The 24,887-nt window shown below is 73.4% G+C and carries 17 protein-coding genes; 9 read left to right on the forward strand and 8 right to left on the reverse strand.

Annotated features, from left to right (window positions below; all coding sequences use genetic code 11):
- Positions 1-49: 49 nt before the first annotated feature.
- Complete coding sequence (gene glgP / locus ACIRBY_RS27070) at positions 50-2,689, forward strand: alpha-glucan family phosphorylase (RefSeq protein WP_403905047.1); 2,640 nt, start codon at positions 50-52, stop codon at positions 2,687-2,689.
- 6 nt (positions 2,690-2,695) lie between these two features.
- Here glgP and ACIRBY_RS27075 read toward each other — a convergent pair whose 3' ends face one another.
- The gene (locus tag ACIRBY_RS27075; protein WP_403905049.1) at positions 2,696-3,724 is read right to left on the reverse strand and encodes an Lrp/AsnC family transcriptional regulator; all 1,029 of its coding nucleotides are present in this window, start codon (positions 3,722-3,724) and stop codon (positions 2,696-2,698) included.
- A 158-nt stretch (positions 3,725-3,882) separates the two neighbouring features.
- On the opposite strand from ACIRBY_RS27075, the gene ACIRBY_RS27080 reads away from it, so the two are divergent.
- Both ACIRBY_RS27080 and ACIRBY_RS27085 read left to right on the forward strand, forming a co-directional pair.
- Entirely contained in the window at positions 3,883-5,400 is a 1,518-nt protein-coding gene (locus ACIRBY_RS27080; protein ID WP_403905052.1) for an MFS transporter, read from the forward strand.
- Between the two features lie 172 nt (positions 5,401-5,572).
- Entirely contained in the window at positions 5,573-6,076 is a 504-nt protein-coding gene (locus ACIRBY_RS27085) for a hypothetical protein (RefSeq protein ID WP_403905055.1), read from the forward strand.
- A 120-nt stretch (positions 6,077-6,196) separates the two neighbouring features.
- Here the strand turns inward: ACIRBY_RS27085 and ACIRBY_RS27090 are convergent, their stop codons facing one another.
- Entirely contained in the window at positions 6,197-8,470 is a 2,274-nt protein-coding gene (locus ACIRBY_RS27090) for a M4 family metallopeptidase (RefSeq protein WP_403905058.1), read from the reverse strand.
- Positions 8,471-8,851: 381 nt separating this feature from the next.
- On the opposite strand from ACIRBY_RS27090, the gene ACIRBY_RS27095 reads away from it, so the two are divergent.
- Positions 8,852-10,339 carry a sugar transferase gene (locus ACIRBY_RS27095; RefSeq protein WP_403905061.1) on the forward strand — a complete coding sequence of 496 codons (1,488 nt, stop codon included), beginning with the start codon at positions 8,852-8,854 and terminating at the stop codon, positions 10,337-10,339.
- A 16-nt stretch (positions 10,340-10,355) separates the two neighbouring features.
- Here ACIRBY_RS27095 and ACIRBY_RS27100 read toward each other — a convergent pair whose 3' ends face one another.
- Positions 10,356-11,300 (reverse strand): GDP-L-fucose synthase family protein, encoded by a 945-nt coding sequence (locus tag ACIRBY_RS27100; RefSeq protein ID WP_403905064.1) that lies wholly within the window; start codon positions 11,298-11,300, stop codon positions 10,356-10,358.
- 134 nt (positions 11,301-11,434) lie between these two features.
- On the opposite strand from ACIRBY_RS27100, the gene gmd reads away from it, so the two are divergent.
- From gmd to ACIRBY_RS27115, 3 genes are all read left to right on the forward strand, one after another.
- A complete protein-coding gene (gmd, locus tag ACIRBY_RS27105) occupies positions 11,435-12,448 on the forward strand; it encodes a GDP-mannose 4,6-dehydratase (RefSeq protein ID WP_403905067.1) in 1,014 nt (337 codons plus the stop codon).
- Positions 12,449-12,695: 247 nt separating this feature from the next.
- Positions 12,696-15,470: a LamG-like jellyroll fold domain-containing protein gene (locus ACIRBY_RS27110; RefSeq protein WP_403905070.1), complete on the forward strand. Its 2,775-nt coding sequence runs from the start codon at positions 12,696-12,698 to the stop codon at positions 15,468-15,470.
- Positions 15,471-15,546: 76 nt separating this feature from the next.
- A complete protein-coding gene (locus tag ACIRBY_RS27115) occupies positions 15,547-16,233 on the forward strand; it encodes a hypothetical protein (RefSeq protein ID WP_403905073.1) in 687 nt (228 codons plus the stop codon).
- 59 nt (positions 16,234-16,292) lie between these two features.
- Here ACIRBY_RS27115 and ACIRBY_RS27120 read toward each other — a convergent pair whose 3' ends face one another.
- Positions 16,293-17,414 carry a glycosyltransferase gene (locus ACIRBY_RS27120; protein WP_403905076.1) on the reverse strand — a complete coding sequence of 374 codons (1,122 nt, stop codon included), beginning with the start codon at positions 17,412-17,414 and terminating at the stop codon, positions 16,293-16,295.
- Complete coding sequence (locus ACIRBY_RS27125) at positions 17,411-17,950, reverse strand: WcaF family extracellular polysaccharide biosynthesis acetyltransferase (RefSeq protein WP_403905078.1); 540 nt, start codon at positions 17,948-17,950, stop codon at positions 17,411-17,413. Before ACIRBY_RS27125 ends, ACIRBY_RS27120 begins: the two co-directional genes overlap by 4 nt.
- A gap of 90 nt (positions 17,951-18,040) precedes the next feature.
- On the opposite strand from ACIRBY_RS27125, the gene ACIRBY_RS27130 reads away from it, so the two are divergent.
- Both ACIRBY_RS27130 and ACIRBY_RS27135 read left to right on the forward strand, forming a co-directional pair.
- Entirely contained in the window at positions 18,041-19,555 is a 1,515-nt protein-coding gene (locus ACIRBY_RS27130; protein WP_403905080.1) for a hypothetical protein, read from the forward strand.
- A gap of 85 nt (positions 19,556-19,640) precedes the next feature.
- On the forward strand, positions 19,641-20,615 hold the full coding sequence (locus ACIRBY_RS27135; RefSeq protein WP_403905083.1) for a hypothetical protein: 975 nt from the start codon (positions 19,641-19,643) through the stop codon (positions 20,613-20,615).
- An 18-nt stretch (positions 20,616-20,633) separates the two neighbouring features.
- Here the strand turns inward: ACIRBY_RS27135 and ACIRBY_RS27140 are convergent, their stop codons facing one another.
- Genes ACIRBY_RS27140 through ACIRBY_RS27150 form a run of 3 tightly spaced genes read right to left on the reverse strand, consistent with a single transcriptional unit; the run spans position 20,634 to position 24,777 of the window.
- Positions 20,634-21,863, reverse strand: a complete 1,230-nt coding sequence (locus ACIRBY_RS27140) for a hypothetical protein (RefSeq protein WP_403905086.1) — start codon at positions 21,861-21,863, stop codon at positions 20,634-20,636.
- Positions 21,860-23,575, reverse strand: a complete 1,716-nt coding sequence (locus ACIRBY_RS27145; protein WP_403905088.1) for a lipopolysaccharide biosynthesis protein — start codon at positions 23,573-23,575, stop codon at positions 21,860-21,862. The genes ACIRBY_RS27140 and ACIRBY_RS27145 overlap by 4 nt, the downstream gene beginning before the upstream one ends.
- Positions 23,572-24,777: a glycosyltransferase family 4 protein gene (locus ACIRBY_RS27150; RefSeq protein WP_403905227.1), complete on the reverse strand. Its 1,206-nt coding sequence runs from the start codon at positions 24,775-24,777 to the stop codon at positions 23,572-23,574. Before ACIRBY_RS27150 ends, ACIRBY_RS27145 begins: the two co-directional genes overlap by 4 nt.
- Between the last annotated feature and the right edge of the window lie 110 nt (positions 24,778-24,887).

The raw sequence follows: 24,887 nt of genomic DNA on the forward strand, positions 1-24,887 counted from the left end.
AGCGTGGTGCGGCCGCTCCGATCCGTCATCCCCTGCGAAGGTGGAACACGTGAAGGCTATCCGTCGATTCACCGTGCGCCCCGTCCTCCCCGAGCCGCTCATGCCACTCGCCGAACTCGCGCGCAACCTGCGCTGGTCGTGGCATACGGAAACCCGCGAACTCTTCCAATCCGTCGACCCCGAGGGCTGGCAGGCCGCCGGCGGCGACCCCGTCCGGCTGCTCGGCTCGGTCTCCGCCACCCGGCTCGCCGAGCTCGCGGCCGACCGGCGCTTCCTGCGCCGGCTCGCCGTCGCGGTCGCCGACCTCGACGACTACGTCCACGGCGGGAGGTGGTACCAGACCCGCGAGAACAGCGGCGGGCTGCCCGCCGCCATCGCCTACTTCTCCCCCGAATTCGGCATCACCGCCGCCCTCCCCCAGTACTCCGGCGGGCTCGGGATCCTCGCCGGCGACCACCTCAAGGCCGCCAGCGACCTCGGCGTCCCGATCATCGGGGTCGGCCTGCTCTACCGGCACGGCTACTTCCGCCAGTCGCTCTCCCGCGACGGCTGGCAGCAGGAGCACTACCCGGTGCTCGACCCCCAGGAACTGCCCCTCGCCCTGCTCCGCCAGGAGGACGGCACCCCCGCCCGCGTGACCCTCGCCCTCCCCGGCGGACGGTCGTTGCACGCGCACATCTGGCAGGCCCGCGTCGGCCGCGTCCCGCTGCTCCTGCTCGACTCCGACGTCGAGGACAACGACGCCGGCGCCCGCGAGGTGACCGACCGGCTCTACGGCGGCGGCAGCGACCACCGACTCCTCCAGGAGATGCTGCTCGGCATCGGCGGCGTCCGCGCCGTCCGCACCTACTGCCGCATCACCGGCCACCCCGAACCCGAGGTCTTCCACACCAACGAGGGACACGCCGGGTTCCTCGGCCTCGAACGCATGAGGGAGCTGGAAGGGGAGCGGGGCCTGGGCTTCGAGGCCGCCCTCGAAGCGGTCCGCGCCGGGACCGTCTTCACCACCCACACCCCCGTCCCCGCCGGCATCGACCGCTTCGAGCGCTCCCTCGTCGCCCGGCACTTCGGCGAGGGCGGCGAGCTGGCCGGCGTGCCCGTCGAACGGATCCTGGAACTCGGCGCCGAGTCCTACCCCGGCGGTGATCCCGGCGTGTTCAACATGGCCGTCATGGGCCTGCGCCTCGCCCAGCGCGCCAACGGGGTCTCCACCCTCCACGGCGCGGTCAGCCGCGGCATGTTCGCCGGCCTCTGGCCGGGCTTCGACCCGGCCGACGTGCCCATCACCTCCGTGACCAACGGGGTGCACGCCCCGACCTGGGTCGCCCCCGAGGTCATGCGGCTCGGCGCCCGCCAGATCGGCGCCGGGCGCACCGAGGACGCCCTCGCCGTCGGCGGCTCCACCCGCTGGGACGCCGTCGCGCAGATCGCCGACCAGGACGTGTGGGACGTACGGCGCTCCCTGCGCGAGCAGCTGGTCCAGGAGGTCCGCGACCGGCTGCGCGCCTCCTGGAAGCAGCGCGGCGCCGCCGACGCCGAGCTCGGCTGGGTGGACACCGTCCTCGACCCGGACGTGCTGACCATCGGCTTCGCCCGGCGCGTCCCCTCGTACAAGCGGCTCACGCTGATGCTGCGCGACCCCGAGCGGCTGCGCGCCCTGCTGCTGGACCCGGACCGCCCGGTGCAGATCGTCGTCGCGGGCAAGGCGCACCCGGCGGACGACGGCGGCAAGCGGCTCGTCCAGGAACTGGTGCGCTTCTCGGACGACCCGCGCGTGCGCCACCGGATCGTCTTCCTGCCGGACTACGGCATGGGCATGGCGCAGAAGCTCTACCCGGGCTGCGACGTCTGGCTCAACAACCCGCTGCGGCCGCTGGAGGCCTGCGGGACCAGCGGGATGAAGGCGGCGCTCAACGGCTGCCTCAACCTGTCGGTGCTGGACGGGTGGTGGGACGAGTGGTTCGAGCCCGACTTCGGCTGGGCCATCCCCACCGCCGACGGGCTCGGCACGGACGAGGAGCGGCGCGACGACCTGGAGGCGGCCGCCCTCTACGAGCTGATCGAGAACCGGGTCGCGCCCCGCTTCTACGACCGGGCCGGCCGCACGGGGCTGCCCGACCGCTGGATCGAGATGGTCCGGCGCACCCTGGTGTCCCTGGGCCCGAAGGTGCTCGCGGGCCGGATGGTACGGGAGTACGTGGAGCGGCTCTACGCCCCGGCGGCGCTCGCGCACCGCGCCCTGACCGCCGACGCGGCGCGGGACCTGGCCTGGTGGAAGGGCCGGGTCCGGGCGGCCTGGCCGAGGGTGGCCGTCGAGCACGTGGAGGCCGTCGCCGCCACGCCGGTGGGCGGCACCGCCGAGCTGGGGGCCACCCTCACCCTGCGGGTGCGGGTGGCGCTCGACGCGCTCGCACCGGACGACGTCGAGGTGCAGGCGGTCGCGGGCCGGGTCGACTCCGAGGACGTGATCAAGGACGGGCGGGCCTTCCCGCTCAAGCCCGCCGCCGGTCCCGACCTGGACGGGCGGTGGGTCTACGAGGGCCCCCTCGCCCTCGACCGGACGGGCCCCTTCGGCTACACGGTACGGGTGCTGCCCACGCACCCCTTGCTGGCCACCCCGGCCGAACTGGGCCTGGTGGCGGGCCCGGTGGACGCCGACACGGCGACGGGCGGCGTCCTGCTGCGCTGACCCGGGTCAGGGGGCGGGCGGCGGGTCGACCAGCCGCCCGTCCTCGACCAGCATCCCGGCCCGCTTGAGGGTCCGCAGGTTCGGGATGACCTCCACCTGCCCTATGCCGGGCACCGCGCCGATCCGCTCGGTGAGGTACGTGTACAGCGCGTCGGTGTCCCGGCACACCACCACGGCCAGCAGGTTCGCCGCCCCGGTGATGGCCGCTGCGAACGGCACCTCCGGATGGCTCCCCAGTGCCGCCCCCACCTCCGCCAGCCGGGCCGGCGGCACGGTCAGCAGCAGGGAGGCGTCCGCCTCGTAGCCGAGGTGCTCCGGGATGACCTCCACGTCGAAGTAGACCGCCCCGCGCTCCCGCAGCCGCTCCAGCCGGCGCCGGGCCGTGGACTCCGACAGGCCCGAGGCCCGCGCCAGCTCCGGGTAGCCGGCGCGGCCGTCCTGCCGCAGGACCGCCAGCAGGGCCAGCTCGGCCTCGTCGAGGGTGTAGCGCGCATCCTCGTACTCCGGCGCGGGCGGCGGCGGGCACAGGGCCTCGACCTGGTCCGGGCGCAGCCCCTTCAGCGCCGCCCAGACCCCCGGGCCGCCGATGTACTTGCGCAGGACGGTGTGCGCGCTGATCGCGGTCACCCGGCGGGTGCGCGGCAGCTTCTCCAGCAGCAGGGCGTCCCGGTCCTCGCGGGTCCGGGCCCGGGTCATGCAGTGGATCTCCGTACCGCCCGAGTTCAGGGTCACCCAGGCGATGTCCGGCCGACGGGCCAGTGCCTCGGCCACCGCCACCGCCGCGTCCGGGGCGCACTGGACGCGCACCCAGGACTCGAACAGCCCGACCCGGCCGCCGACGGGCAGGCCGACGACCCGCAGCAGGCCGTTGCCGCGCAGCCGGTGGTAGCGGCGCACCACCGTCTGGTCGGAGACCTCCAGTACCTCCGCCAGCCGGCTGAAGGGGGCCCGGCCGTCGATGGACAGCGCCTGGGCGAGGGCCTGGTCGAAGGCGTCCAGCTCGGTGGGCCGGTCCGCGCGGGTCGTGAGGTGCATGGTTTCCATCATTCCAGGTACGGCAATGACCGGAATCCTGCGGAACCGGTCTTCCGGGTGGGTGATTCGCGGCTCCGCTGCCACGGTGGGGCGACCGCAGAGAAGACCCACGCCGGGCACCGACGACCCCGGCTCGGAAGAACCAGAGGAGAATCCCCATGCGCAAATGGCTGCCCCTGACGGCGGTGTGCATCGGGGCGTTCATGCTCCTGGTCGACGTCACGATCGTGACCGTCGCCCTCCCGGACATGGCCGCCGACATGCACACCGGTTTCTCGGGGCTCCAGTGGGTGATGGACATCTACGCCCTCGCCCTCGCCGCCCTGCTGCTCGGCTCGGGGTCGCTCGCCGACCGGATCGGCCGCCGCCGGGTCTACCTCGGCGGGCTCGTGGTCTTCGCCGCCGCCTCCCTCGTCTGCGGCCTGGCCGACGGGCCGGGTGCGCTGATCGCCTTCCGCGCCGTCCAGGGCATAGGCGGCGCGGCGATGGCCGCCACCTCCATGGCCCTGCTCAGCGCCTCCTACCAGGGCCGCGACCGCGGGGTCGCCTTCGGCGTGTGGGGCGCGGTCAACGGCGCCGCCGCGGCGGCCGGGCCGATCGTCGGCGGGCTGCTCACCGAGCACTTCGGCTGGCGCTGGATCTTCTTCATCAACCTGCCCCTGTGCGCCCTGGCCGTGTTCGTGACCCTCAGGGCGGTGGCGGAGTCCCGCGACCCGCGGGCCCAGGGGCTCGACCTGCCGGGCATGGCCACCTTCACCGTGGGGGCCGGGGCCCTGACCTACGCGCTGATCCGGTCCGGCGAGGACGGCTGGGGCTCGCCCGCGACCCTCGGGCTGTTCGCCCTGGCGGCGGTCGCCTTCGCCGGGTTCGTCCTCGTCGAGCTGCGCGGCTCCCGCCCGATGCTGGACCTCTCGCTCTTCCGCAGCCCGGCCTTCGTGGCGGTGATGACCGCCGGACTGCTGACCTCCGGGGCGGCGTTCTCGTACCTGATGTACGTCTCCCTGTGGCTGCAGTCCGCCGAGGGGATGACCCCGGTGGGCGCCGGCCTGGCGCTGGTGCCGATGAGCCTGGCGGCCTTCGTGGTCGCGGCGGTGGCCGGGCGGCTGCTGCACGGGGTCTCCGCGCGGCTGACCATCGGCGGCGGGCTGCTGCTGATCGGCGGGGGAGCGCTGCTCCAGGCCTGGATGCTCGACGCCGGCGACAGCTGGCCCGCGCTGGTGCCGGGACTGGCGCTGACCGGGGTCGGGGTGGGCGTGTCGATGCCGGCGCTGGCCGCGGCCGCCATGGGGGCGGTGCCCCCGGCGCGGGCGGGCATGGCCGGCGGGGTCCTGAACACCTCGCGGCAGCTCGGCACGGCCCTGGGCATCGCGGTGCTGGGCGCCGTGTTCCAGGCCGGGCTGGCGGACGGGCTCGGCGGGCGGCCCGCCGGCACCGCCGACGCCCTGGCCTCCGGCGGGGCCGGCCGGCTGCTGGAGGCCGTGCCCGGGGCCCGGGCCTGGGTGGACGCGGCCTTCGCGAGCGGGCTGCGGGAGACCTTCGCGGTCTCGGGCGCGCTGGGCCTGGCCGGCGGTCTGGCGGTGGTCCTGCTGATGCGCCGCCCGGCGCCGAGCGGCACGGGCGCCGCCAAGGTCCCGGCCCCGGCCGGCGACCCGACCCGGCCGCAGCAGCCGGCGTAAGGGCCCGGACGCCCGGGTCGCCGCTGCGCGGGCCTTGCTCCGCGCGGCGGCGGGGCGGGGCGGGCGCTCCAGGAGGGTGAACCTCCGAACATCCTGGCGCATGGTGCCCGCCCCCGGGCCCCGGCGGCTCCTAGGCTGCCCTGCGGACGCCCCCGCGAGAAACGGACCCCCCATGCGCCTCCGCTCCACCGCCACAGCCGCCACCGCCCTCCTCGCCGCCGCGCTGGTCCTCCCCACCTCCGGCCAGGCCCTGGCCAACGGCCACGACCACGGCACCCTCGGCGAGATCCACTACCGGTTCACGGACGACGACGGGGACGTGCGCCACGGCACGATCGAGCCGGGCGACAACGACACCTGCTACCGGCTGACGGGCACCAGCCGCAACCGGGCGGCCTTCGCGGTGCAGAACGACACGGACTCGCTGGCCCTCGTCTTCCGGGACAACAGCTGCGGCGGCGAGGCCCAGGAGGTGCTGCGGCCGGGCGAGCGCGCGCACGACCTGAACGCCCGCTCCGTCTACCTCAAGCCGACGGACGACCACCACCACGGCCGCCACGACCGCGACGACGACTGGGGCGACGAGGACCGCGCCCGCCCCCGTACGGACCGCGGCAAGGACCGCGTCGTGTTCGACCGGGCCCTCCTCGGCGCGGCCTTCCGCACGCTCGGCTGATCCGCCGCCCGCGGCCCCGCACCGCAGGGGCACATGGACAGGGCCGCCCGGGGAGGATTCCTCCCGGGCGGCCCCGTGGTTTCAGCGGTTCAGCCGTGGTTCACTGCCTGCCCCGAGGGGTCAGAAGGTGAGCTTCCAGCTGTCGATCTTGCCGGTGTCGAAGGTGGCGTTGTCGTTCACGCGCAGCTTCCAGACGCCCTGGGCGACCTCGGAGGAGGCGTCCACCGTGTAGCTCTTGATGATGTTGTCGGCGCTGCCGCCGGCACGGTTGTGCAGGTTGTAGACGGTGCCGTCAGGAGCCACCAGGTCGACCTTCAGGTCGCCGATGTAGGTGTGGAGGATGTTGACGTCCACCTTGAGGGTGCTCGGCGCGTTGCCCGTGCGGGTGACCGTGATCGGGGACTCGACCGTGGCGTTGTCGTTGATCGCGTAGTCGGTCGTGTTCTCGAACACGTTCTGCTGCGAGGTCCCGACGGTCCAGGTGAAGGACGCGGTGCCCGTCTTGCTCGCCGAGTCGGTGACGGTGACGGTCACGTTGGACGTGCCCGTGGTGGTCGCCGTACCGGAGATCAGACCGGTCGAGGAGTTGATCGACAGGCCGGTCGGCAGGCCGGTCGCCGCGTAGGTCAGGGCGCCCGGGTTGGTGCTGGTCGCCTGGACCTGGAGGCTCACCGCGGTGTTGACCTGGGTGGTCTGGTTCTGGATCGCGGTGACGGTGACCCCGTCGTTGATGCGCGGGCCGACGTTGATGGCGGCCCAGGCGTTGGCCACGTTGTTGTACGTGGCGGAGCCGGCACCGTACAGGTCGGCGGCGGCCTTCAGGGTCTGGACGCGGGCGTCGGCGTAGTTGGTGGTCGACTTGAAGTAGCCCACCGTCAGCGCGCGGAACCAGATCTTCGCGGCGGCGTCACGGCCGATCGCGGTGACCGGGAGGCCGTCGGAGGTCGGCGAGTTGTAGCTCACGCCGTTGATGACCTTGGCGCCGGAGCCCTCGGAGGCCAGGTAGAACCAGTGGTTGGCCGGACCCGAGGAGTAGTGGACGTCGATCGAGCTGATGCCCGAGTACCACGCGTCCTTCGACGCGCCGTCCTTGCTCGGCTTGTCCATGTAGCGCAGCGGGCTGCCGTCGCCGTTGATGTCGATCTTCTCGCCGACGAGGTAGTCGCCCACGTCGGTCGGGTTGTTGGCCCAGAACTCGACGGCCGCCGCCATGATGTCGGAGGTGGCCTCGTTCAGACCGCCGGACTCACCGCTGTAGGTCATGTTGCCGGTGACCGAGGTCAGACCGTGGGTCATCTCGTGCGCGGCCACGTCGATGGAGGTGAGGGGCTTGTTGTTGCCCTCGCCGTCGCCGTAGGTCATGCAGAAGCAGGAGTCGTCCCAGAAGGCGTTGACGTACGCGTTGCCGTAGTGGACCCGGCTGTAGGGGGCCACGCCGTCGTTGCGCAGGCCGTTGCGGCCGTGGACGGTCTTGTAGTAGTCCCACGTGAGCTGGGCGCCGTAGGCGGCGTCCGCGCCGGCCGTCTCCTTGTTGGAGGGCAGGCCGTTGCCCCAGACGTCGGTGGTCTTGCTGAAGAGCGTGCCGGTGCCGGACGAACCGCCGTTGAGGTTGTACGTCTTGTGGCCGCCGCGCCCGGCGTCGGTCAGCGTGTAGTTGCTGCCGGACTGGGTGGTGCCGAGGGTCACCTGGCCGCTGTACTGCGTGTTGCCGGTGCCCGTCTCGACGGCCTGCCACTGGGTGATCTTCGCGCCGGTCTTGGCGTCGGTGATCACGTGCAGGCGGCTCGGGGTGCCGTCGTCCTGGAGGCCGCCGACGACGGTCTCGAAGGCGAGGACCGGGACGCCGGAGCCGGCCCAGATCACCTTGCGGGCGCCCTTGTCGGCCTTGGACTGCTTGGAGCCCGCGGAGTTGGCGGCGGAGACGGCCTGGCCCTCTGCGGCGGTGGTGCTGACCGTGGCGTTGGTGTCCGCGACCTTGATCTCGTGCTGGGTCGCCTTGGTCACGCTCTTGGTGACGCCGCCCTTGGCGTGGACGGTCAGGTCGCCGCCGAGCACGGGCAGGCCGTCGTAGGTCCGCTCGTAGGTGGTGTGCGTGGTGCCGTCGGCGTCCTTGGACACGTCACGGACGATCAGCTTCTCGCCGCTGCCGAGGCCGAGCGCCTTGGCCGCCTGCGCGGTGGTCGAGTTGGCCTCGCTGATGAGCGTCGCACGCTCCGAAGCGCTGAGTACGAGGTTGGCCGCGCCCGGGTTGGGCTGGGCGGCCGTGCGGGCCTGCGACGCGGTGACGTCGGCGGCGGCGGTGGCGGTACCGGCCTGCATACCTACGGCGACCAGGGCAGCCGCAGCTACGAGTGCGCCGGCCGCGGTGGCACGCCGCTGGGGGGTGGGACTCAACGCAGACTCCTTCTGCAAGGGGGGTTCCGGATGGCTGGGTGGGCCTCCGGGCAGATCAGGGCTGTGCGATGAACGGATCAGAGCGTGCCACCTGGAGTGTCCGATGTCAGGGCCACATCAAAAGGTTGGCTGGAAACGGTTCGTTGTCCGAAGAGACGTATCCGGTATCCGGACCATTCACCTTTGTGTGCAAGGGCGGTCCGGACGGGGTGGAACGGTTGGTACCGGTTGCTAACCCTTGGGTAACAAGAGGCGGCGTTCACCCGAACGGCATTTACCGTACGGGTGTTTGTCGTACTGTTTCCCGGTGCGACAGATGTTCGTTGCTTGGGGAAGCAGCGGACGAGCGCCACCGACATAGACCACGTGCCAGGGGGGCCCATGAGGCATGTCCATTTTCCTGCGCAAAGAGTGGCCGCGGCGGCCGGGGATGCGGACGGGCCCCTGGACGCCCCCGCGCGGCGCATCGGTGACAAGGCCCGCTGGTACCTGCCCGCCGCGGTGGCCGCCGACTTCGCCGGCGCCGCCGTTCCCGTCGGGCTGGTCTTCGACGCGGCGCAGCAGGCCAGGCCGGTGTACTGCGCCCTGGGCGCGGCCCTCGCGTGGACGGGCGTGCAGGCGCTGCGCCGACGTTACGCCACCCGCGCGCTCGGAGAATCCCGCGGCGTGCTGCCGATGGTGCACGACTGGCTGATTCTGATCGGCGTCCTGGCCGTCGCCCGCGTGATCACCGGGGAGAGCACCCCGCGGCTGGCCGCCCTCGGGGCGCTGCTGCCGGCGCTGCTCGTCACCGTCGCCTGCCGAAAACTGATCTACCGTCACCTGTACGCGGCCCGGCGCGCGGCCCAGGCCGTCAGCCGGGTGCTCGTGGCCGGGGAGCCGGCCGCCGCCGAGCACGTCATCGCGCACCTCGCGGCGCGCACGGACCACCCGTACGTGGTCGTCGGCGTGCTCCCGGTCGGCGAAGGGCCCCTGGAGGGCGGGGTGCCCGTCGCGGCCCGGCTCGCCGCGCGGATGCCCGAGGCCCTGTCCGAGGACTCGGCCGCCGTGCTCGGCGCCGTCCGCAGCCACCACGCCGACCTGGTGCTGGTGGTGCCCGGGGCGCGGATCGCGGGGGAGCGGCTGCGCCGGGTGGCGTGGGCGCTGCACGACGAGGGCCTGGAGATGGCGGTCTTCCCCGGCCTGGTGGAGGTCTCCGTCAAGCGGCTGGAGACCCTGTCCGCCGGCGGCCTCGCCGTGCTGCGGGTCGCCCCGCCCGTGCGGCGGGGGGTGCAGGCCCTCCTCAAGGCCGTGCTCGACCGGGTCGCGGCCGCGGCCGGACTGCTCCTGCTGTCACCGCTGTTCCTCGGGCTCGTGCTGGCCATCCGCCTCGGCTCGCGCGGCCCCGCCTTCTACAGCCAGCGCCGCATCGGGCGCGACGGGGTCCCGTTCGTCATGTGGAAGTTCCGCACGATGGTGGTGGACGCCGACCGGCTCAAGGCCGAGCTGTCGGGGGCCAACGAGAACGACGGGCCGATGTTCAAGATGCGCCGGGACCCCCGGGTGACCCGGGTGGGCCGGCTGCTGCGCCGCACCTCGCTGGACGAACTGCCGCAGCTCTTCAACGTCCTGACGGGCAGCATGTCCCTGGTCGGCCCGCGCCCGCCGCTGCCGGAGGAGGTGGCGGAGTACGACGAGGTCGAGCTGCGCCGGCTCACGGTGCGGCCCGGGATGACGGGGCTGTGGCAGATCAGCGGACGCTCCGACCTCTCCTGGGACGAAACGATTCAGCTTGATCTCCAGTACGTGGACAACTGGTCCTTCACCAGCGATGTCGACGTCATGGGCCGTACCCTCCGCGCCGTCGTCGACGGCCGCGGAGCGTACTGAGGGGCCCGGGTTGAGATCAGTTCTGCTCCCGCCACCACCGGTAGGTGGAGGCGATGCCGTCGCGCAGCCCGATGCCGGGCTTCCAGCCCAGCGCGGTCAGGCGGGACACGTCCAGCAGCTTGCGCGGGGTCCCGTCCGGCTTGGACGTGTCCCAGGCGAGCCGGCCCTCGAAGCCGGTCACCTCGGCGACCGTCTCGGCCAGCTCCCGGATGGTCAGGTCCTCGCCGCAGCCGATGTTGACGGGCTCGTCCCCGTCGTAGCGCTCCAGCAGCACCGCGCAGGCGGCCGCCAGGTCGTCGACGTGCAGGAACTCCCGGCGCGGGGTGCCGCTGCCCCACAGGGTGACCTCTTCGCGGCCCTCGGCGGCGGCCTCGTGGAAGCGCCGGACGAGCGCGGGCAGCACGTGCGAGGACTCCAGGTCGAAGTTGTCCCCGGGGCCGTAGAGGTTGGTGGGCATGGCCGAGACGTACGAGGCCCCGTACTGCCTGCGGTACGACTGGACCTGCACGATGCCCGCGATCTTCGCCAGCGCGTAGGCCTCGTTGGTGGGCTCCAGCGGCCCGGTCAGGAGGGCGTCCTCCGTGATGGGCTGCGGGGCGAGCTTGGGGTAGATGCAGGAGGAGCCCAGGAACAGCAGGCGGCCCACCCCGGCGGCGTGCGACCCGCCGATGACGCTGAGCTGGATCCGGAGGTTGTCCTCCAGGAACTGCACCGGGTAGGTGCTGTTGGCCATGATCCCGCCGACCTTGGCGGCGGCCAGCACCACGGCGTCCGGGCGGACGTCCCTCAGGTACGCCTCCGTCGCGCCGGCGTCGCGCAGGTCGAGGTCGGCGCGGCCGCGGGTGAGCACCTCGTGGCCGTCGGCGGTGAGGCGGCGGACGACCGCGGACCCCACCAGGCCGCGGTGTCCGGCGACGAAGACACGGGCGTGCGGGGGCAGGAGCGGCTGCGGATTAGTCATACCGCCGATGATGCCAGTCCGCCCGTGCGCGCCGACCCGGACTTACGGCGCCCCGCCCGCCGCACCGACCACACAGACCGCACACCGAGGCGAAGCCTCACACGCAACAGCAACAACGGACCCCAGGGGGACCCATGGGCAAGACCGCACTGATCACCGGCGTCACCGGACAGGACGGCTCGTACCTCGCCGAGCTCCTGCTCTCGAAGGGCTACACGGTGCACGGACTCGTGCGGCGGTCCTCCAGCTTCAACACGGAGCGGATCGACCACGTCTACCAGGACCCGCAGACGGCGAACCGCTCCTTCGTCCTGCACCACGCCGACCTCTCCGACGGCGTGGCCCTGGTGAACCTGCTGCGCGACATACGCCCCGACGAGGTCTACAACCTCGGCGCCCAGTCCCATGTCCGGGTCTCCTTCGACGCGCCCCTCTACACCGGCGACGTCACCGGCCTCGGCGCGCTGCGCCTGCTGGAGGCCATCCGGGCCAGCGGCGTGGACACCCGCATCTACCAGGCCTCGTCCTCGGAGATGTACGGCTCCACGCCGCCCCCGCAGAACGAGGACACCCCGTTCCACCCGCGCAGCCCGTACGGCGCCGCGAAGGTCTTCGCGTACTGGACCACGGTCAACTACCGCGAGGCGTACGACATGTTCGCCGTCAACGGGATCCTCTTCAACCACGAGTCCCCGCGCCGCGGCGAGACCTTCGTGACCCGCAAGATCACCCGCGCGGTGGCCCGGATCAAGGCCGGCCTCCAGGACCACCTCTACCTCGGCAACCTCGACGCCGTCCGCGACTGGGGCTACGCGCCCGAGTACGTCGAGGCGATGTGGCGGATGCTCCAGCAGGACGAGCCGACCGACTACGTGGTCGCCACCGGAGTCGCCGCCACCGTGCGGGAGTTCGTCGAGTCCTCCTTCGCCCACGCCGGCCTGGACTGGAACGAGCACGTCCGCTACGACCCCAAGTACGAGCGCCCCAGCGAGGTCGACGCCCTCATCGGCGACGCCTCCAAGGCGCGTGAGATCCTCGGCTGGAAGCCGACGGTCCTCGTGCCCGAACTCGCCCGCATCATGGTCGACGCGGACGTCCGACAGGTCGAGGACCAACTGGCGGGCGCGACCGTCCGTATCGACCGCTGAGGCCGTATATTTCGCCTACGATTTGCCGTGTCTCGGTCATGTCCGCGATGCTCCGCGGTCCTGACCGGGGCAAACCTGCCGTATGTCCTCGTGCGCCCTCTGTTCTGAACCCTGTTGATCCCAAGTTGGTATGCAGTGGGTCAAGTGAGGTGACCGGGCCTTCGCCTGAGTCCTAGTCTGCGCCGGGTACACATGGCTGTTCGTACAGTTCCAGCCATCAGAACCGGGCGACTGCCCTGGGGGGTTCATGCGTAGATCCAGAGGGCTGACTGCTGCCCTCGTCCTGTCCCTGGCCGGTGCCGGCACCGGCCTGGGCGTCGTGCTGATGCCCGCGGCGTCGGCCATCACGCCGCCGGTGGCGTTCACCGCCGACGAGCTGCCCACCTGGCAGCCGAACGGCGTCGTCTTCGCCATGGCCGAGGCGAACGGCACCGTCTTCGCCGGCGGCACCTTCTCGGCCGTCCGCCCGCCCGACGCCGTCGGCGGCACCGAGCAGGAGGCCGTGAACTTCGTGGCGCTCGACGCCGCCACGGGCAACCCCACCTCCTGCAAGCTGGCGTTCACCGTCGGCGACGGCACCGCGACTGTCCGGGCGCTGGCCGTCTCCAAGGACGGCAAGACCCTGTACGCGGGCGGTTACTTCGGCGCCGTCAACGGCACCCCGGTCTCCAGCCTCGCGGCCGTCGACATCGAGACCTGCACCCCCAAGGCCTCCTTCCACCCCGGCGTGCCCGCCACCGTGCGCGCGCTGGAGGTCACCGACGACACCCTGTACGTGGGCGGCGACTTCGGCACCGTCGAGGGCCAGACCCGCGAGCGGTTCGCCGCGGTGGACGCCTCCTCCGGCGCCCTCAAGCCCTTCACCGCCAACGCCGACGAGCCCGGCCGCGCCATCAAGGTCAGCAACGACGGCAAGAAGGTCCTGCTCGGCGGCGACTTCTTCACGGTCAACGGCTCCAACTCGCACGCCCTGGCCGTCGTCGACGCCACCACCGGAGCGGTCGCCAAGACCTACTCCACCATCCCGTCGAACTCGGTCGTCAAGGACATCGCAGCCGACGCCACCGGCTACTACACGGCCAACGAGGGCTCCGGCGGCGGCGTCTTCGACGGCCGCATCGGCCTGAACACCGACTTCAACGAGAAGTGGCGCGACCGCTGCCTCGGCGCGACCCAGTTCGTGCTCCCGTACGACGGCGTCCTCTACAGCGCCTCGCACGGCCACGACTGCTCCACCGAGCTGGAGTTCCCCGACGGCAAGCGCAACTTCCTGATGGCCCAGCCGACCGACCACACCGGCGCCGCCCCCGCCCCCGTGGACGGCTTCGTGCGCGGCCCGCGCAAGCTCGGCTGGCACCCGACCGCCAACGACGGCATCGGCGAGGGCATCGGCCCGCGCGTCATGGCCGTGGCGGAGAAGTCCGACGTCAAGTACCTCTGGGTGGGCGGCGAGTTCACCCTGATCAACGGCAAGCCGCAGGCGGGCCTGACCCGCTTCGCCAACACCGGCGACGTCGGCGCGCCCACCACCCCGGTCGCCAGCGCCGGCAGCACCAAGCCCGGCGAGGTCCAGGTCCGCTGGCGCACCAGCTACGACCAGGACGACAGCAAGCTGACCTACCGGATCTACCGCAACGGCTCGGCCACCCCGATCCAGACCATGACCGCCGACTCCCTGGAGTTCGAGCGGCCGCAGGCCTCCTGGACCGACACCACCGCCAAGGCCGGCCAGTCCTACACCTACCGGGTGACCGCGACCGACGGCGCCGGCAACACCAGCGCCCTGTCCGCCGCCGCCTCCGTGACCGTCCCGACCTCGGTCCAGGCCTACCCGGACAAGGTCCGCGCCGACGGCGCCAACCTGTACTGGCGCTACGACGACACCTCCAGCCCGTACGCGGCCGACTCCTCCGACGGCGGCAACACCAGCGGCATCCAGGTCAACGCCCCGGCGCTGAACCAGAGCCCCGGCGCCGTCAGCGGCACCAGCACGGCCATGGGCTTCAACGGCACCAGCCAGCAGGTGTACAGCGACCACCGCCAGTTCGTGGGCAGCAGCTTCACCGTCGAGACCTGGTTCAAGACGAACACCACGCGCGGCGGCAAGCTGATCGGCTTCGGCAACAACACGGCCAACAGCAGCGGGTCCTACGACAAGCAGCTGTACATGACCAACACCGGCCGCCTCGCCTTCGGCGTCTACAACGGCTCGACCCGCACCATCACCACGGGCCTGTTCGAGACGTACAACGACAACAAGTGGCACCACGTGGTCGGCACCCAGGGCCCCGGCGGCATGACGCTCTACGTCGACGGCCAGAACAAAGGCACCAACAGCGCCACCACCTCCACCCCGTACGCCGGCTACTGGCACGTGGGCGGGGACAACCTCAACAGCTGGCCGAACCGGCCGACCAGCAACTTCTTCGCCGGCCAGATCGACGAGACCGCCGTCTACCCGACGGCCCTCACCCAGGCCCAGGTCAAGAACCACTACGACCTGGCCAAGGCGCCCGCCGACACGGTCTCCAAGGTCCCCGCGGCCGAGGACACCTACATCAACCAGGGCGCCCCGTCCACGGCCTACGGCACCTCCACGCAGCTCGCGGTGCGCGGCACCTCCGCGTACGAGTCGTACCTGCGCTTCACCCTCCCGGCCGCCCCGGCCGGGCAGGTCCTGAAGGCCGCCTCGCTCCAGTTCAAGACCTCCACGCAGACCGGTGCGGGCACCACCGACACCGTCTCCGTGGTCCCGGTCACCGGCACCTGGAGCGGCGCGGGCACGACGTTCGCCACCAAGCCCACCCTCGGCACCACCCCGCTCGGCAGCATCGCGGGCGTGCCGGACGGCTCGGCCCTCGCGAACGTCGAGCTGGACACCACCGCGCTCTCCGCGGTGCTGGGCAGCAGCTACAGCCTCGGCCTGACCAGCACGGGCACCGACGCGCTGTGGCTCTGGTCCTCGGAGTCGACCGCCGCGGACGCCGCTCCGCAGCTGATCCTCACCTTCGGCCAGAAGTAACCACCTGAGGACGTACGGGGCCCGGCGCGCAGACCGCCGGGCCCCGTACGCCTTCCCACCCACGGGAGCCCTCTCCATGCACCTCCGCTCCGCAACGGCGACCACCGCCCTCCTCCTGGCCTCCGCCCTCGCCCTGACCGGATGCAGCTCCTCCGGCGACACCAAGGCCGACGCGGGCCCGGCCAAGCCGAAGCCGCCGGCCGCGTCCCCGGCCCCCGACCCGGCGGACGCGAGCCCCTCGGCCGCCCCCGACCCGAACGCCAAGCCGGCCGGCCCGGTCCTCCCGGACGCGCAGCTCACCCCGAAGACGGGCAGCTTCAAGGAGAACGAGAAGAAGTACCTGAGCGGGCGCGTCCCGGAGAAGACGGACCCGGCGGCCGTCCTCCAGACCGGCCAGGAGACCTGCCAGCGGGTGGAGCGCACCGCGAAGCGCGACAAGGACGCGGCGGCCGCGTCGATCGCCTCGGGCGAGGTGACGGGCGCCCGGGACGCGATCACGTACCTCTGCCCCGACCAGAAGCCCATCCTGGCCACGGCGGAGAAGGGCTTCGGCGACGGCCCCCGCACCAACCCGGCTGCGGGCACCTACCGCGCCGCCACCCAGACCACCACCTGCACCTGGGAAGCCAAGTCGAAGGACGGCACGGTCCTCGCCTCGGGCCCGGAAGCCCCGCCCAAGCCCGGCGACCGCATCACGGCGACGATCCCCGCAGGCACGTCGGAATTCACCTCGACGAACTGCTACGCCTGGCTCCCGGCGTAACCCGGCCCACCCGCGGACGCCGCCGCACCCCTTGAGGGGCCGGCGGCGTCCGCACGTCCTCAGCCCCGCCGGACGGCGTCCTCGTAGACCCCGAGCAGGGTGTCCAGGACCGTGTCCATCGAGAAGGAGTTCGCCGCCAGTTCGCGGGCCGCCTTCGACGCCGCGCCGTTCTCCCACGGGTCCAGGAGGTCCAGGACCGCCTGCGCCACGCCCTGCGGGCCCGGGTCCACCGCCCGGCCCGCGCCGGCCGACGCGATGTCGCGGGCCAGGCCGTTGGAGTGGGTGACCACCGTCGGGACGCCCACCGACAGGGCCTCCAGGACCGACATGGGGAAGGGCTCGTCCACCGACGGGAGGACGTAGACGTGGGCGCGGCGCAGCTCCGTCAGGACCTCCGGGGTGGAGAGGGCGCCCGGGACCGTGAAGCGGTCCGTCAGGCCCAGGGCGGTGATGCGGGCGCGGACGGCGGCCAGTTCGCCCTCGTCCGGGCCCGCCACCACGAACTGCGCGTCCGGGTGGACGGCCAGCACCGCCGGGGCCGCGTCCACGAAGTCCACCGGGCACTTGCGGGCCTGGAGGCGGGCCGAATACAGGATGCGGGGCGGGCCGCTCGGCGGCGGCCGCTCCTCCTGGGACGGGGTGCCGTTGACCAGGCGGACCGCCCGAGCGAGCGGCGGGGCGCCGACCACAGCGTCCAGGCCCGTGCGCTCGTGCGGGGTCAGGTGGAGGACCGCGTCCGCGCCGCGCAGCAGGCGGCGGACCGCCACCGCGTCCAGGACCTTCGCGAGGAGCTTGTCGCTGGGGTCGACCATGCCGTGGGTCTGCAGGACCAGGGGCCTGCCGGCGCGCAGGGCCGCCAGGGCGAGCGGGAGGGTCACCAGGTCGCGGGCCAGGTGGACGTGGACCACGTCCGCCTCGCGCACCAGGCGGGACGCCGAGGCCAGCAGGGCCGGGGAGGTCATCCCGCTGAAGCCCAGCGGCAGCAGGCGGCGGGCCGGGAAGAGCTTCGCCGGGACCCCCTCGACCGAGGCCGGCCAGGGGTCGAAGCCCTCGCCGAGGGCCACGAGCCGCGCCTCGTGGCCCCGCTCCCGCAGCCCCTCGGCCAGGTTCAGGGCCACCCGCACCGGGCCGCCGAAGGCGTGCGAGGGGGAGTGGAGGGTGACGGCGTGCAGGATCTTCACTTGGGCTCCTCCACCGGGCGGCGGCGGCCGTCCTGGGTCTGCAGGGTCAGGGCGGGGAGGTCCTTGTGGACCACCGAGCCGGCGCCGGCCACCGCGCAGCGGCCCACCGTCACGCCCGCCAGCACCGTCGCCCGCACGGCCACCCACGCGCCGTCCTCGACGGTGATCGGGGCGTTGCGGTAGCGGAAGTCGGCGGCCCGGTGGTCGTGCGAGCCGGTGCACAGCATCGACTCCTGCGACAGGCACACGTGCGCGCCGATCTCCACCGGCTCCAGGTTGAGCAGCCAGACGCCCTCGCCGATCCAGGTGTGGTCGCCGACCTTCAGCTTCCAGGGCCACAGCACGCGCACCCGGTGGCGGATCAGCACGCCCTCGCCGATCTCCGCGCCGAAGGCCCGCAGCAGCGCCACGCGCAGCCGTGCCGGGCAGAACCAGGCCATGAAGAGGGTGTTCATCACCGCGAACCACAGGGCCTGCGTCAGCAGCCCCCGCCCCTTGTCGTATCCGCCCAGCGTGAAGGCAGGAAGATTGCGCACCGGTCGCCCCCGTCGTCCCACGCGCCTCCCCTGGCGCGGAACGCTCAGATTAGACTGCGCGCGGATCACGCACATGGGGTGGGGGCAAAGGTGGCTACGGACATACGCACGCCCAGCGTGAAGGAGGCGCCGCCGACACCCGGGGACGAGGCGCAGTGGGGGCCGGTCACCACACCGCGCACGCTGCTCTCCCGGGCGCTGTCCGTGCCGCTCGCGCTCGGATTCACCGTCTTCCTGCCGGTGTTCGTCGCCGCCCAGTCCGGCGACGGCCAGCAGGACGCGGCCTTCTGGCTCCAGTTGCTGCTCACCATGTACGCGGGCGCCCGGCTCTCCGCCATGGTGCTGACCAGCCGCCGCAAGCTCCTCCAGGGGTCCTTCTGGCTCTTCGTCTACATGGCGATGGGCGTGGCGCCGCTCGCCCAGGCCGTGTTGGGCCGCGTCCCGACCCCGGTCGTCGGGCCGCGCTCCGACCTCACCCTCGCCATCGGGCTGGTGCTCCTCGGCTGCGCGGCCTTCGACGTCGGCGTGCTGCTGGCCCGCCACCGGCCGGCGGGCCGCGCGGGCGGCTCCCCGAAGGAGCCCCGCCCCGTCATGGCGCACCGGCGGCGCCTCCAACTCCTCACCGTCGTCGCCTTCGTGTGCAGCGCGGCGTTCATCCTCAAGCTGGGCGGCCCCGCCGTCTTCTTCTCCAGCCGCCAGGAGATCATCGCCGGCATCCAGGACGCGGGCGTCTCCAACGGCGACGGACAGGCCGGCCAGGCCCTGCTGCGCGGCTTCGGCACCGTCCCCGCGCTGCTCGCCATGCTGCTGTACACGCGCTGGCTGATCACCTCGACGTACGCCCGCCGCAAGGTGTCGGTCATCGTCACATGGGCCGGGCTGCTCGCCCTCAACCTCGTCGTCAACAACCCGGTCTCGAACCCGCGCTACTGGTTCCTGACCGTCATGTTCGCGATGCTGTTCACCCTCTTCCCGGTCAGCGCCGCCATGTACCGCGTCGCGCTGTCCATGGCCGTGGTCGTCGCCCTCCTCGTCTTCCCCTTCGCGGACCGCTTCCGCTACGACGAGAAGAACTACAAGCCCGTCGAGACCACCTCGTTCCTGGAGCCCATGGCGCTCAAGGACTACGACCAGATCGGCATGTTCGCGAACACCATCACCTTCGCCGACTCCGGCCCCGGCCACTCCTACGGCCGCCAGCTCGCCGGATCCGTCCTCTTCGCGGTGCCCCGCTCGGTGTGGCCGGGCAAGCCGCGCGACACGGGCGTGATGGTCGGCCAGTGGATGGGCACGGTCAACACCAACCTCTCCTCCCCGATCTGGGCGGAGCTGTGGCTGGACTTCGGCCCCCTGGGCATGGGCGCCGGCCTGCTGGCCGTCGGGTACGCCGCCGCGCGCGTCGACCGCCGCTACGCCAAGCGCGCCACGCGCCGCTCGCCGCCCGGCAGCCTGATCTCGGTGGTGGTCCCGCTGGTGGCCGGGTACTCCTTCATCCTGCTGCGCGGGCCGCTCCTCCAGGCCTCGGGCCGGGTCGCGATCGCCGCGATGTGCCTCGCGCTGGTGGCCACGTACCGCACGGACCAGAGCACCACCCTGCGCCGCTGACCCCGGGCGTGCGGGGCCCGGGCCGGGCGCGCAGCATGGAAGCAGTGCGGGAGCAGCCCACGCCCCCGTACGCCGGGAGCCCCGCATGGACCACCGCCCGTCGGCCGGCCGGCGCCGGGCGGCCTCCGCGGTCGCCACGGGCGTCATGGCCGCCGTGCTGACCGCCGTGCCCGCCGGCGCCGCGCACGCCTTCACGGGCGGCAACCACGAGGAGATCACCCGGGCCGCGCTGCCCTGGCAGCCGCTCACGCTGACCGCGATGGCCGACGCCCGGGACGGGGCGGTCAACGCCGACGACCGCCGCCCCTACTTCGACATCGGCCCCCTGCACTGCGACAACGCCGACTACCTCGCCCCCCGCTACGACCCCCGGTACCCCCGCACCCGGGCCCGGGCCACCGCCGAGCTCCTCGCCTGCGTCCGCTCCGCCGTCGCCCGCTTCCGCAACGCGGTCGAGGCCGCGGACGGCCTCGTCGACGCCGACGGCCGGGTGCGCGCCGGCCAGAGCGACCTGTCCACCCCCTGCACCTGGTCCGGGCGCTCCGACCGGGCCAAATGCGCCGTCCTGGAGCAGCTCGGCCGCGGCTGGCACCAGATCGAGGACTTCTACGCGCACTCGAACTGGACCGACCGGGCCGCCCCCGGCCCCATCGGCCCCGACAACCCGCCCGGACTGGGGCGCACGGACGTGGCGCCGTTCCTCGACATCCGCCGCTACAGCACCATGAAGGAGGCCGACTGGATCCGGCGGGCGCGGGAGCTGATCCCCGCGGACCTCACCACCGGCTGCTACCCCGACGCCGATTCCACCGGCGCCAGGAGCCCCGACTGCCGCGGCCGCGTCACCCACAACCGCGCCCTGAACAAGGACACGGCCGCGTCCGTCCGCTCGCGCACCGACGACGACTTCCGCCGCGCCACGGCCGGCGCCACCGCCGAGATCACCCGCCAGTGGAAGGGCTTCGAGGCCGCACTGCGCGCGGCGTACCCCGAGCACCGGCGCGGCGAGCGGATGATCTGCGCCCTCACCCACGACACCCCGGCCACCGCCTGCCCCTGACGCACGGGGCCGGCGGGGCTACGCCGCGTCCCGCGCGGCGGCCGGCGCCGGGACCGGGGCCGGCGGCTCCAGCCGGGCCACCCGCAGCCAGCCCGCCGCCGCCTTCGCGGCGGAGCCCAGGGCCAGGCCCCAGGCGGCCCCGGCCACGCCCCAGGCGGCGTACCCGCCCAGCAGCAGGGCCACCGACAGCAGCGAGAACACCACCTGCAACGACAGGGTGGCCTTCGGGTTCAGCACCCGCAGGGTCAGCAGCGCGCAGGTCCCCAGGCCCATCACGGCGTACTGGGCGCCCGTCGCCGGCAGCAGCGCGGAGGCCGCCTCCCAGGTGTCGCCCAGCAGCTGCCGGCCCAGCCGGTCCGGCAGCGCGTACAGCACGGCCGCCCACCCGGCGCCGACCAGCGCGAGGACGGCACCCGTCAGGGCGGTCAGCCGGACCACGCCGCGCTTGCCCGAGGCCCGCCCGACGATCGGCGGGCCGAAGGCGTTCGCCGAGTTGAACAGCACGTTCAGTGGACCGAACAGGGTCGTGGCCCCGCGCAGCGCGCCCACGGCCAGCGGGGTCGCGAAGGCCCCGAGTCCCAGCACCGCGAGCTGGCTGGAGCCGTTGCCCACGGCGAACTCGACCACGAACCGCTGCCCGAGGTGCCCGCGCCGCAGGTACGGCCGGACATCGGCGCGGGCGCCCCGCACGTACGGCCGCAGCAGCCACAGGCCCAGCCCCAGCGCGGGCAGCGCGGACAGCCCCCACACCAGCACCAGCCGTCCCGCCGAAACCCCCTGCGGCTGCACGGCCAGCGCCGCGACCGCGCACACGAGCCGCAGCGCGTCGGCGGCCAGCGCCCGTTCGGGCACCCGCAGGGCGGAGAAGCAGTACCGCAGCCCGTCCTGGACGAGGACCGGCGCCAGGACGAGCCCCAGCGCGGCGACGGCCCAACCGGCGTCCCCGGGCACCAGGGGGCCCGCCGCGGCCAGCAGCAGCCCGGCCGCGGCGGCCGCGCAGGCCGTGAACAGCACCGACGAGCGGCACACCGCCCCCAGCCCCGCGCCCTTCTCCAGCACCACGGTCTGGCCGACGTAGGCCATGTTCAGCCCGAGGAGCACGCTGAAGGCCACGTAGACCATCGAGAAGTCGGCGAAGCCCGACGCCGAGGACAGCCGGGCGGCCAGCACCAGCACCAGGATGTTCGTGGCGCTGGAGGCGGCCTGGTCCAGGACCGAGGAGACCGCGGCGAGGCCCCGCCGGCTCACCGCCGGCCCGAACGGACCGTGCGCAGGGCCACGGTGTCGCCGCCCTCGCCCGGGAGCCGCCCTTCGGCGGCGTCCGCCTCGTGGGCCGGCGGGGGCGGCACGGCCCCCGGGGCGGAGGCGGCGGGCGCCCCCTTGCCCCTGCCGCGCTTCTCGCCCGGCAGCGGGGAGTGCAGCACCGCGCCCAGCACGGTCCCGCCGGCCCCGCTGATCAGCTCGCGGATCCGGGCCAGGTCGCTGCGGTGCACCGCGCGCGGGTCGCAGACCACCAGGACCCCGTCGACGCGGTCGACGAGCGCGAGCGCGTCGGCGTACGAGAGCACCGGCGGCGCGAGCACGACCACGGTGGAGTTGGGGGAGTCGGCCTCGGAGATCAGCCGGGTCGCGCGCGGGGAGGTCAGCGCGCGGGCCACGTTGCGCACCCGGTCGCCCGGGATCAGGTCGAAGGCGCCCGACTCCCCGGCGTCCACCACCAGCTGCCGGCCGTCCGGCCAGTCGGACTCGGGCCCGCCCGTACCGGGGCCGCCGGTCACCTGGCTCCAGCGCGGCCGCCCGCCCGCGTCCGTCGGCAGCTGGCTGGCCAGCACCGGCGTGCGCAGGTCGGCCTCGATCAGCAGCACGTCCTTGCCGGTCTCGGCGAAGGAGGCGGCCAGGTTCACTGCCACCGCGGCGGCCGTCTCGCTGCTGCCGCGCGGTGCGACGACCAGCAGCCGGCGCCGGTCGGCGAAGCGCGCGTCGTAGGCCAGCCGGAAGGCCACCGAGCGGTACTCCTCGGCGAGCCGCGGATCGGCCTCGCCGGCCGCGAGCAGCGGACCGCCGCCCGTCTTGTCCCGGGGCAGGTAGCCCAGGACGGGCGCGCGCAGGGCCCGGGCCACGTCGCCCTCGGAGCGCGGCGCCGGGTCGAAGACCAGCCGCACCCAGGCGGCGAGCAGGCCGAGGGCCAGGCCCGTGGCCGCGCCGAGCGCGAGCGACATGGGGATGCCCGGGCCGTCGGCGGCGGCGGGCGGGGCCGCCGGGCTGGTCACCCGTCCCGGGGTCATGTCCAGGGCCTGGAGCTTGGTGATGTTGTTGTTGAGGGTGTTGACCTTGCTCTGGAGGTCGGTCTTGGAGCCCAGGGCCGCGTCGCGGGCCGCGCCCGCCGGCATGGCGTTGATCTGCTTGGCCAGGTCGTCGAGCTGCTTGGCGACGGGGTCGCGCTGGTCCGCGTAGCCCTTCACCATCGTGGTGCGGGTGACGTCGAGGGCTTCCTGCCGCTTGTGCAGGTAGGCCTGGGCCATGCCGTTCGCCCGCTTGGCGGCCTCCTTGGGGGAGGAGGCGGTGTAGGTGAAGCGGAGCACCATCGTCTGCGGCGGGTTGGTCACCTGGAGGCCGGAGCGCAGCGCGGGCACGCCCTTGTCCGGGATGCCGAGCGTCTTCGCCGCCTGCTCGGCTATGGAGCTGGAGAGGGCGACCTGCCGCTCCGAGCCGATGTTGATCGCCTTGTCGGGCGCCAGGCTCGGGTTGAACGGGTCGTCGGTGGGGGCCCGCAGCACCACGTCGGCGACCGACACGTAGGTGTCCGCCGTGGAGATGCCGAGGTAGACGCCGCCCAGCAGGCCGATGCCCACGCCGGCGCCGAGCAGCCGGCGGTAGCGCAGCAGCTGCCTGAACTGGTCCCTCAGGAGGTCCGGTTCGTCCTCGGGCGGGGCCGCTGCCGGGCGGTTCGTCTCGGTCACGACTGGGGACCCCCAAGTGCTTCGTCGATCAGTGCGTCGATGCGGGCCAGGCCCGCTTCACGGCTCAGGTGGGCCGCCACGTGGACGGGACCGGCCGCGCCCAGCGCGTCCGCGCCCTCGGGGTCCTGCGCCAGGGACCGGACGGCCCCCAGCAGGGCCTCGGGGTCCTCCGGCGGTACGAGCACCCCGGCGCCCGAACGCTCCACCTCCTGGGCGGTCCCGCCCTGCGCCGCGACGGAGGCGACGACGGGCCGGCCGGCCTGGAAGTAGGAGGTGAGCTTGGACGGAACGCTCATGTCCAGCACGGCCGCGTGCTGCGTGACCGCGAGCACGTCCGCCGCGGCGAGGATATCCGGGAACTCCCCGTCGGCGGCAGGGGGGATGATGTCCAGGTTGGGCACGTCGGCGGCCAGGGCCGCGAGGGCCGCGCGCTGGCTGCCGTCGCCCATCAGGACGAAGCGGACGCGGGGGTCGAGCCGGGCGGCGCCGACGAGGACCTCCAGCCCCTGCTTGAGGCCCATGTTCCCGGAGTGCAGCACCACGGTCTGGTCCGGTGCCCAGCCCAGGTGGCGGCGGGTCTCCCCGCGAGGCCGGGCGGGCCGGGGGACGTGCGACCAGTTGGGCACCAGGCGGATCCGCGCGGGGTCCACGCCCATGCCGACGACCCGGTCCACGAAGGTCTCGTGGATGACGCCGACCAGCGCGGCCCGCTTGAGGGCGTACGCCTCCGCCCGCCCGGCCAGCGCGGCCGCCTTGTCCCCGCCGCTGATCCCGCTCTGCGCGGCCGCGGCGCCCATCAGGTCCTGGACCACCGGGACGAACGGCACCTTCCAGCGGGCGGCGAGCCGCGCGGCGATCACCCCGCCGGCCAGGCTGGGCATCTGGGCCATCACCGCGTGCGGCCTCGGCATCCGGGGCGGGGCCGCGGCGCCGTGCAGCAGAATCGATCCTTCGAACAGGGCCCGCTTCACGGCGGTCTGCTGCGCCGGCACGGTGTGCGCGCGCCGGTGCACGGTGACCCCGGCGCGCCGTTCGGTGCGCCGCAGCGCCCCCTTGTACTCGGGTTCCAGGGACCACGCCGGGTAGTGCGGCATGCCCGCGAGGACGTGGGTGTCGTGGCCGCTGCTCGCCCAGTGCTCCGCGATCTGGGTGGCGTACGGGCCTATGCCCGCGTGCTCCGGGGCGTAGTTGGTGGAAACCAGCAGCAACCGCCGCCGGTGGCCGGATGTGGACACTTGGCGTCCCCTTCTCCCCTGGATGATGCGCACGTCACCCTATGCGTTCACCGTCGGGCAGTGGAACGTGCGCGCTA

Origin of the sequence: Streptomyces sp. NPDC096136, assembly GCF_044763325.1 — a bacterium.
Lineage (GTDB): Bacteria > Actinomycetota > Actinomycetes > Streptomycetales > Streptomycetaceae > Streptomyces.